This is a genomic window from Streptomyces sp. NPDC001093 (genome assembly GCF_040298985.1).
In the GTDB taxonomy this organism is placed as follows: Bacteria; Actinomycetota; Actinomycetes; order Streptomycetales; family Streptomycetaceae; genus Streptomyces.
Map to the genome: position 1 here is coordinate 1 of NZ_JBEPBF010000230.1, position 7,898 is coordinate 7,898.

Annotated in this window: 5 protein-coding genes; all 5 read right to left on the reverse strand. The window is 75.9% G+C overall.

What is annotated here, in order from left to right; translation table 11 throughout:
• Nucleotides 1-1,013, reverse strand: a 1,013-nt coding sequence (locus ABT288_RS48555; protein WP_351623115.1) for a glycosyltransferase, incomplete at its 3' end; no start/stop codon positions are given.
• A complete protein-coding gene (locus ABT288_RS48560; protein ID WP_351623117.1) occupies nucleotides 1,010-1,810 on the reverse strand; it encodes an alpha/beta fold hydrolase in 801 nt (266 codons plus the stop codon). The genes ABT288_RS48555 and ABT288_RS48560, both read right to left, overlap by 4 nt.
• A 3-nt stretch (nucleotides 1,811-1,813) precedes the next feature.
• Complete coding sequence (locus ABT288_RS48565; RefSeq protein ID WP_351623119.1) at nucleotides 1,814-2,134, reverse strand: acyl carrier protein; 321 nt, start codon at nucleotides 2,132-2,134, stop codon at nucleotides 1,814-1,816.
• Nucleotides 2,131-7,188, reverse strand: coding sequence for a type I polyketide synthase (locus ABT288_RS48570; protein WP_351623121.1), 5,058 nt, complete (start codon nucleotides 7,186-7,188; stop codon nucleotides 2,131-2,133). Before ABT288_RS48570 ends, ABT288_RS48565 begins: the two co-directional genes overlap by 4 nt.
• 1 nt (nucleotide 7,189) lies before the next feature.
• On the reverse strand, nucleotides 7,190-7,898 hold a 709-nt coding region (locus ABT288_RS48575), incomplete at its 5' end, for an SDR family oxidoreductase (protein ID WP_351623123.1).

Sequence of the window (7,898 nt, forward strand, 5' to 3'; positions counted from 1 at the left end):
ACCCGGACGCCGGCGCCGGCGTCCACCACCTGTCCGGCCACCACGGGCTGATCGTCCCGGATGGGCGCGACGACGAGCGGGACGCCGTGCCACAGGGCCTCGCACACGGTGTTGTGCCCGGCGTGGCAGACGACGGCGTCCATCCGCTCCAGCAGGGCGAGTTGGGGCACGGCCGGAAGGACCAGGACGTCCTTGTCGCCCGGCGGCACCGGGAGGGCGCCGTCCGGGTCGGCGATCACCGCCTGCACCCGGTCCGCGCGTTCCCGCAGCGCGGTGAGGCACGCGGCGAGGAACCGGCCGCCCGTGTCGGCGTTCGCCGTGCCCAGGGTCACCAGGACCTTCGCCCGGGGCCGGTCCAGCCGTTCCCAGGGGAAACGGGGGCCTGCCGGGCGGCCGGCGAGGGAGGGGCCGACGTAGTGGACGTGCGGGGCCAACGGCGCCAGGGGGCCGATGAGTTCGGGTGTGCTGAAGATCAGCAGGAGGTACGGCGAGAAGCGCGGGTCGGCGGTGCCGGACGGGTCGCCGACGCGGGCGCGCAGTTCGGTCAGGCGGTGTCGCAGCCAGGCGACCACCTTCGGCAGACCGTCGTAGGCGCCGGTGAACTCCGCCGAGGTCGTGGCCGAGGTGGCCCACGGCAGTCCGAGGCGATCGGCCACCAGGGCGCCGGCGAAGGCCTGCTGGTCGGCCACCACCACGTCCGGGCGGAACGCCTCGGCCGCCGACCGGACCCCCGGTGCCATGGCGTCGGCGAGCGGGAGCAGATACCACTCCCACAGGAACCTCAGCGCCTCCGCACCGCGCAGGTCCGGCGGCCGTACGGCACCCTCGGCGCCCGGCACCGGGCCGGCGCAGCCGAACACCTCGGCGTCCGGGCCCGCGAGCCGCCGTACCAGCGCCGGGTCCGCGCACACCCAGGCCACGCGGTGCCCGTGCGCGGCCAGCCGGGCGGCGACGCCGACGGCCGGGTTGACGTGCCCGGTCAGCGGCGGCACCACGAAGAGGAAGGCGCTCATCCGACCCCCGCCCCGGCGCCGACCAGGTCCAGGATGTGCCCGCCCACTGCCGCCGGCGCCTCCACCAGCACCGAGTGCTCGTGCCCGGGCAGCACGACCGCCCGGTAGTCCGTCAGCAGCGCCCGCATCAGCGGGACCAGGTCCGCGAGGTCCGACTCGCCGCCGTAGACGCCGAGGACCGGGCAGCGTACGGCCCTGATCGCGGCCTCGGTGAGCACCCGGCTGGCGGGGATGTCCCGGCCGAGGGTGGTCTCGCGGGCGAGCCGGGCCGCGCCCTTGGCCAGCCGGGCGGTGTTGCGGCCGCGGTGGGCGGTGATCCAGGCGACGACGTCGGGCTCGTTGTACGCGAGCTGGGTCATCACCCGGTCGAGGATGCCGCCGAGTTTCGCCGCCCAGGCGACGGTCGCGGGCTCGGACTCGATCAGCGTCAGACTGGCCGTGCGCTGCGGGTGGCGGGCGGCGAAGCCGAAGGCGATCGTGCCGCCGTAGGAGTTGCCGGCGAGGTGGACGGGCCCGGTGACGGCCAGCCGGTCGAGGAGCGCCTCCAGGTCGTCGATGTTGTCGTCCAGGGTGTAGCCCTGCGGCGGGCGCTCGCTGCGGCCGTGGCCGCGCAGGTCGTACATGACGACGTCGAGGCCGGCCGCGGCGAACGCGGGCGCGACGGTGAAGTAGTAGCTGGCCAGGCTGTCGGTGAGCAGCCCGTGCACCAGGACGATGGTGGCGTGCGGGACGCGGCCGTCGGCCGGGCCCGTGCGCTGGACGTGCAGCCGGATCCCGCCGGCGTCGACCATCGCCATGGCTCAGCCCGCCTGCGTGGTCTTCAGGCTCCACACCACGTACTCCACGAGCCGGCCGACGGTCAGCTCGATGATCTCGTCGAACTCCATGCCGGCCAGGAACTCGGCGAGATTGACCCGCTGCCCGTAGCGCTCCTCCAGCAGCCCGGCCAGGGTGACGAGGTCGATGCTCTCCAGTTCCAGGTCGCGGTTGAAGCTGGTGGACATGCCGATGAGCACGTCGTCGTCGCCGTACTCCGCGAGCACCGTGCGGAGCATGCCCGTGACGTCGGCGAGCACGGTGTCGGCGGTGGGCTGCGCCGGGGCCGGCTGGGTGGGGTTCATCGGGGGTACTCCTCGGCTGCTTCGTCGGGGTGTCCGTCGTCGGCTGCTGCGTGGGTGTGTCCGTCCTCGGCTCCTGGCCGGGTCGTCCAGGCCACCACGTACGTGCGCTGTGGCAGGGCGGGCGGGTTGGCCACCGGTGCGCAGTGCACGGTGTAGACGCGTTCCAGCCGGCCGGAGACCAGCAGCCGGCTGCCGTCCGGCGCGGCCTCCAGCACCGCGAAGTCCCGGGGGCGACCGCCGAATCCGACGCCCTCGGCCTTGGCGACGGCCTCCTTGGCGGCCCAGAACCGGGTGAACCACACGGCTTCCCCTCCCTCCGCGGAGTGGGCCCGCAGTAGGCGCAGTTCGGCCGGGCCGAGAGCGGTGGCGAGGGTCGCCGGGTCGCGCTCGGTGACCTCTTCGATGTCGATGCCGGGGCCGGGCCGCGGGGTGTGCGGCCGGACGATCGCCACGGCCGCCTCGGCCCGGTGGGCGAGCGAGACGTCCAGCGGGGGCAGGGCGCGGCCGTGCACCCCCGTGACGTACGGTCTTCCCAACTCGTCGTTGTGCACGCGCAGTTCCGCCGGGAAGACGGGGCCCGCGCCCTGCCGCCAGAGCCACTGCCGTACGGCGTCCTTGGCCGCGACACGGCCGAGCAGCCACTGCCGGCGGCCGCGCGGCGGGCGTTCGGCGTACTCGGCCCGCTCGGCGCCGCCGAGGGAGTTGCGCATGATCAGCTCGCGCGAGGCGAGGTCGGGCCAGCGCTCGTGCACCAGCGCCCAGCCGCCGGGCCGGGCCTCGGAGAGGGTGTGGCGCTCGGGGAAGCGTTCGACGGGCCGGGTGGTGGGGTCGTTGTCGAAGCGGCGGTCCTGCCAGCCGCCGATCACGGCCCACACCCGGCCGCCTGCGGTGAGCTCCGCGTCGGCCTCCAGCACGGTGTCCGTGAGGGACGTGATCCGCAGCGCGCAGCGGACCTCGGTGCCGGGGGCCGGGTGCGGTCCGTGGAACCGCAGGTGCCGCATCCGCACGGGGAAGACGACGGTCCGCTCGGTACGGGTCGCCATGATCCAGTAGCCGAGCAGCTGGCCCACGTTGTCCAGCAGTGCACCGGGGGCGGCGGGCGCGGTGATCACTCCCCGGATGTGCCGCTCGCCGATCGCGGTGAGGTCGGTCAGGCCCTGGAAGCCGGGGCCGTGGAACATCCAGCGGTCCCGGTAGATCTGGGCGGCGGTGTGCTCGGGGCGGCGCTCGACGGCGTCCGGGAGGGGGGTGGGCGGGGGCGGTGCGGGGTGGCGTGGGGCGAGTTCGACCGTGGCGCGGGCCGTGGGGCCGAAGGCGACGGTGACGCGGTCGGGGTGGCCGGGGAGCGGGGTCACGGTGACCGTTACGTCGACGGGGGGTGTGGCGGTGAGCCAGCGGTCGAACCGGGCCTCGTGCACGGCGACCGCCCGCAGGCCCGGGGCCGCCGCCTCCGCCGCGTCCATCATGTACCGGACGATCGTGGTGGCCGGGACCACCGGCCAACGGTCCTCGATGTCCGGCCAGTTGGGGCGCTGCGGAAAGAAGCAGTGGTCCAGGAGGTGGGGCATGGTGTGGGGGGACACGTGGAGGGAGGTGGTCATCGGGGCGGCGGGCCCTGTGGCGGTGGCGGTGGCGGTGGTTGCAACTGCCGCTGCGGCTGCATGGGCGGCGGTTCTGCGCTCGCGCCGGCCGCTCGCCGTGATCAGCTGCGCCGCTGTGTCAGCGGTCTCCCGCAGCAGGGCGGTGAGCTCGACGGCCGCCGGGAAGTGCGGGGCGAGGTCGTCCAGTTGACCGAGGCCGGGGCCGGGGTCACCCGGGTGGCCCGCGGGCGCGGGATGCGCGGCGGCCAGGCCGGGGCGCAGTTCGGCGCGGAGTGCGTCGAGTACCGGGCCGTCCAGCGAGACGAGCGCGCCGCCGAGCTCGAGCCGGACGGGCGTGCGGCGCGGCTGAGCCGACGCCGACGCCGCGCCGCGGGGCGGGGCGGGGGGTGGGGTCGCTGCCGTGCGCGGCGGCAGAGCGGGCGCGGGTGGGGCGGTGCGCGGCGCCGCGGCGGGCGGGGGCGGCGTGGTGGGGGCGGTCGACGTGGTGGGGGGCGGTGCGGTCGGCGCGGGGCGCGGCGACCCAGCAGGCGCGGTCGGCCTGGTGCGCGGCGGCACGACGGGCAGGGTCTGTGCGGTGCGCGGCGGCACGGCGGGCGGTGGCGGTGCGGTACGCGGCGACGCGGCGGGCGGGGGCGGTGCGGTGGGCCCGGATGCTGTGGCGTGGGGCGGCAGTGCCGGTGCCACGGAGGCTCCCGCCACCCACAATGCCGTGCTCACGCGGCGCAGCTGGGACATGCCGCTGCGCTCGGGCGCGTTGGCGGCGACGGCCAGGTGGTCGCGGTCGCCCAGCGTGTCGGCGATCAGGGAGGTGAGGCGGCCGGGGCCCACCTGGACGAAGACGCGGTGCCCGGCGGCGTACAGGGCGTCGGTCAGCTCACGGAAGCGGACGGGTTCCAGCAGATGCCGTACGAACAGCTCGCGCACCGCCCGCTCGGCCCGGGGGAAGGGCGCGGCGGTCGTCCCGGACCACACGGGTACGGTCGGTGGGTGGAGCCGGAAGCGGTCGGCGGCCTCCTTGATGGGCGCGAGGTACGGCTCCAGCATCGGTGTGTGGAAGCCGGAGCGGAAGGGCAGCACCTGGCAGATCACGCCCTTGGCGCGCAGGGAGCGTACGAACTCCTCGACCGCCGCGCCGGGCCCGCAGACCATGGACTGGCGGGGCGCGTTGTCGTGCGAGAGCACGATCCCGGAGTCCGCCCAGGACTCGGTGAGCAGGGATCGTACGTGCGCGGCCGAGGTGCCGAGGGCCGCGAAGGCGAGACCGGGGACGGTGAGGGAGTCGGGGTCGAACTCGGCCATGAACGCGTCGACTTGGTCCGGTGCGTAGAGCCCGCCGGCCACCATGGCCGTCCACTCGCCGACGCTGTGCCCGGCGACCGCGTCCGGTACGACACCCATGCGGCGCAGCGCCCGGTCCAGCAGGCGGCCCACGCCGACGACTCCGAAGCCGTGCCGGCCGACGTCACCCACCCGGACGTCCGTGCCGGGCAGCGGCGTGACGCCGAAGTGGGCGGCGATGTCGTCGGTGCGGGGCGTGAAGTCGCCTTCCAGACCGGGGAAGACGAACGCCGACCTCCCGCCGCCGGCGGGGCCGAGCAGCGGGCCCGGCCGGAACCACACATCGCTACGGCCGTGCCAGGCGCGCCCCTTGGAGACGGCTCGGCGGGCCAGTGCGAGCCGCCTGGCGGTCGGGGCCACGATGCCGAGGCGGACAGGGCCGGCGTCGGGGTGCGGCAGGTCCGGGTCGAGCCCGGCGGCGAGGACGGCCGAGTCGTCGGCACGGAGGAGCACAGCGAGGTCCGGCACACCGTCGGCGGCCAGCAGGAGAATCCGCTCGGACTCGGTGACGTGGGCGGGGACGGGGACAGGGACAGGAACGGGGACGGGGACGGGGGCCGACGCCGGGTCCGAGGCCGGGGCAGGAGTGGGAGCCGGATCCGGGGCGGGAGCCGGCAGCAGATGGGCCGGAGCGGCCTCCGACGGCGCGGACGAGACACGCGCGGCCCGCACCGACGCCACGTCCGTACGCGCGACCCCCGGCGCCTCCTCCAGCACCACATGGGCGTTGATGCCGCCGAAGCCGAAGGCGTTCACGGCGGCCCGGCGGACCGGCTGCCGGGCGTCCGTCTGCCAGGGGCGGGCCTGCTCCAGTGTGCGGAAGCGGGTGGCGGGGAGGGCGGGGTGGGGGTCGTCGCAGTGGAGGGTGGGCAGGAGGGTGCCGTGGTGGAGGGCGAGGGCGGCTTTGACCAGGCCGGCGACCCCGGCGGCCGGCATGGTGTGGCCGATCATCGACTTCACCGAGCCGAGGACGGGGCGGCGGCCTTTGCCCTGCGCGGGCCCGAACACCTCGGTGAGCGTGGCGAGTTCGGCCGCGTCTCCGGCGGGAGTGGCGGTGCCGTGTGCCTCCAGCAGGCCGAGGGAGTCCGGGGCGGCGGGGTCGAGCCCTGCGGCCCGCCAGGCCTGGCGCACGGCTCGGGCCTGCCCGCCGGGGTCCGGTGCGACCAGCCCCGCCGTACGGCCGTCGCTGGCCACGCCCGTGCCCCGGATCACCGCGTACACCCGGTCGCCGTCGCGTTCGGCGTCCGCGAGCCGCTTCAGGACGACGACGCCCGTGCCCTCGCCGATGAGGATGCCGTCGGCGTCGCGGTGGAAGGGGCGGATGCGTTGGCTCGGGGACAGGGCGCGCAGTTGGGCGAAGACGCTCCAGAGCGTGATGTCGTGGCAGTGGTGCACTCCCCCGGCCAGCATCAGGTCGCAGCGGCCGGTGGTGAGTGCGGTGACCGCCTGGTCCACGGCGACCAGGGAGGAGGCGCAGGCCGCGTCCACGGTGTAGGCGGGGCCGCGCAGGTCGAGCCGGTTGGCGATGCGGGAGGCGGCGAGGTTCGGGACCAGGCCGATCGCGGCCTCCGGGGTGTCGGGGCCGAGCCGTTCGGTGAACGCCGTGCGGACGCGGTCGAGTTGGGCGGGGGAGAGATCGGGTAACAACTCGCCCAGGGTGCGGGTCAGTTGTCCGGCCGTGCGCACGCGCTGGTCGAGACGGACCAGGCCCGGGGTGAGGTAGCCGCCGCGGCCCAGGGCCACGCCGATCCGGTCCCGGGCCGGGAGCCGCTCCTCGCCACCGGCGTCCGCGAGCGCGGCGGCGGCCACGTCGAGGGCGATCAGCTGGTCGGGCTCGGTGCCGGGCACCGAGGCGGGCATGATGCCGTACCGGGTGACGTCCACCTCGGCGAGGCCGTCCACGAATCCGCCGCGCCGGCAGTAGATCCGGTCGGGGGCGGCGGGCCCGGTGGCCGAGCCCGGCCGGTAGTAGTCGGCGTCCCAGCGGTCCGCCGGGACGTCGCTGATCGCGTCGACTCCGTCCCGCAGGTTGCGCCAGTAGGCCTCGAGGCCGGGGGCGCCGGGCAGCAGCACCGCCATCCCGACGACGGCCACAGGAGTCTGCCGTGCCGTCATGTCACCAGCCCGACGCGGTGTAGACGACGGCACGGACCGACGGTTCACCCCAGGCGAGCTCCCGCAGCAGGGCCGCGGTGCCCTCGTCGGGGTCGATCAGCTCGACCCCGCGCCGGGCGTACTCACGGCCGAGTTCGGCGCCGACCATGCCGCCGTGCGCCGCGGACGGCGCCCAGGGTCCCCAGTGGACGGTCAGGGCGCGAGCGCCGGTCCGGGCGGCCCAGTCGGCGCCGAGGGTCTCCAGGGCGTCGTTGGCGGCGGCGTAGTCGGCCTGGCCGCGGTTGCCGAGCACGGCGGCGATGCTGCCGAACAGCACGGTGAACGCGGGGGCGCCCGGCAGGTCGTCCAGGGCGGCGAACAGCGCTGCGGCGCCGGCCGTCTTGGTGCCGTAGACCCGCTGGAAGGACTCGGGGGTCTTGTCGGCGATCAGCCGGTCCTCGATCACCCCGGCGGCGAAGACGACCCCGTCGAGGCGGCCGTGTTCGGCGTGGATCTCCTTGACGGCCCGCAGGACGGCGTCGCGGTCCCGGAAGTCCACCGAGCGGTAGCGTGCCTCGCTGCCGAGTGCGCCGAGCTCCGCGAGGGTCGTGGTGATCTCCCGCTGGGCGAGGATCAGTTCGGCGGCCCGGTTGATCTCGGCGGGGCCGGGCGCGGCGCCGGGTCCGGCGGCGAGCGCCGCCCGCAGCTCGACGGGGGTGCGCGCGGCGGCG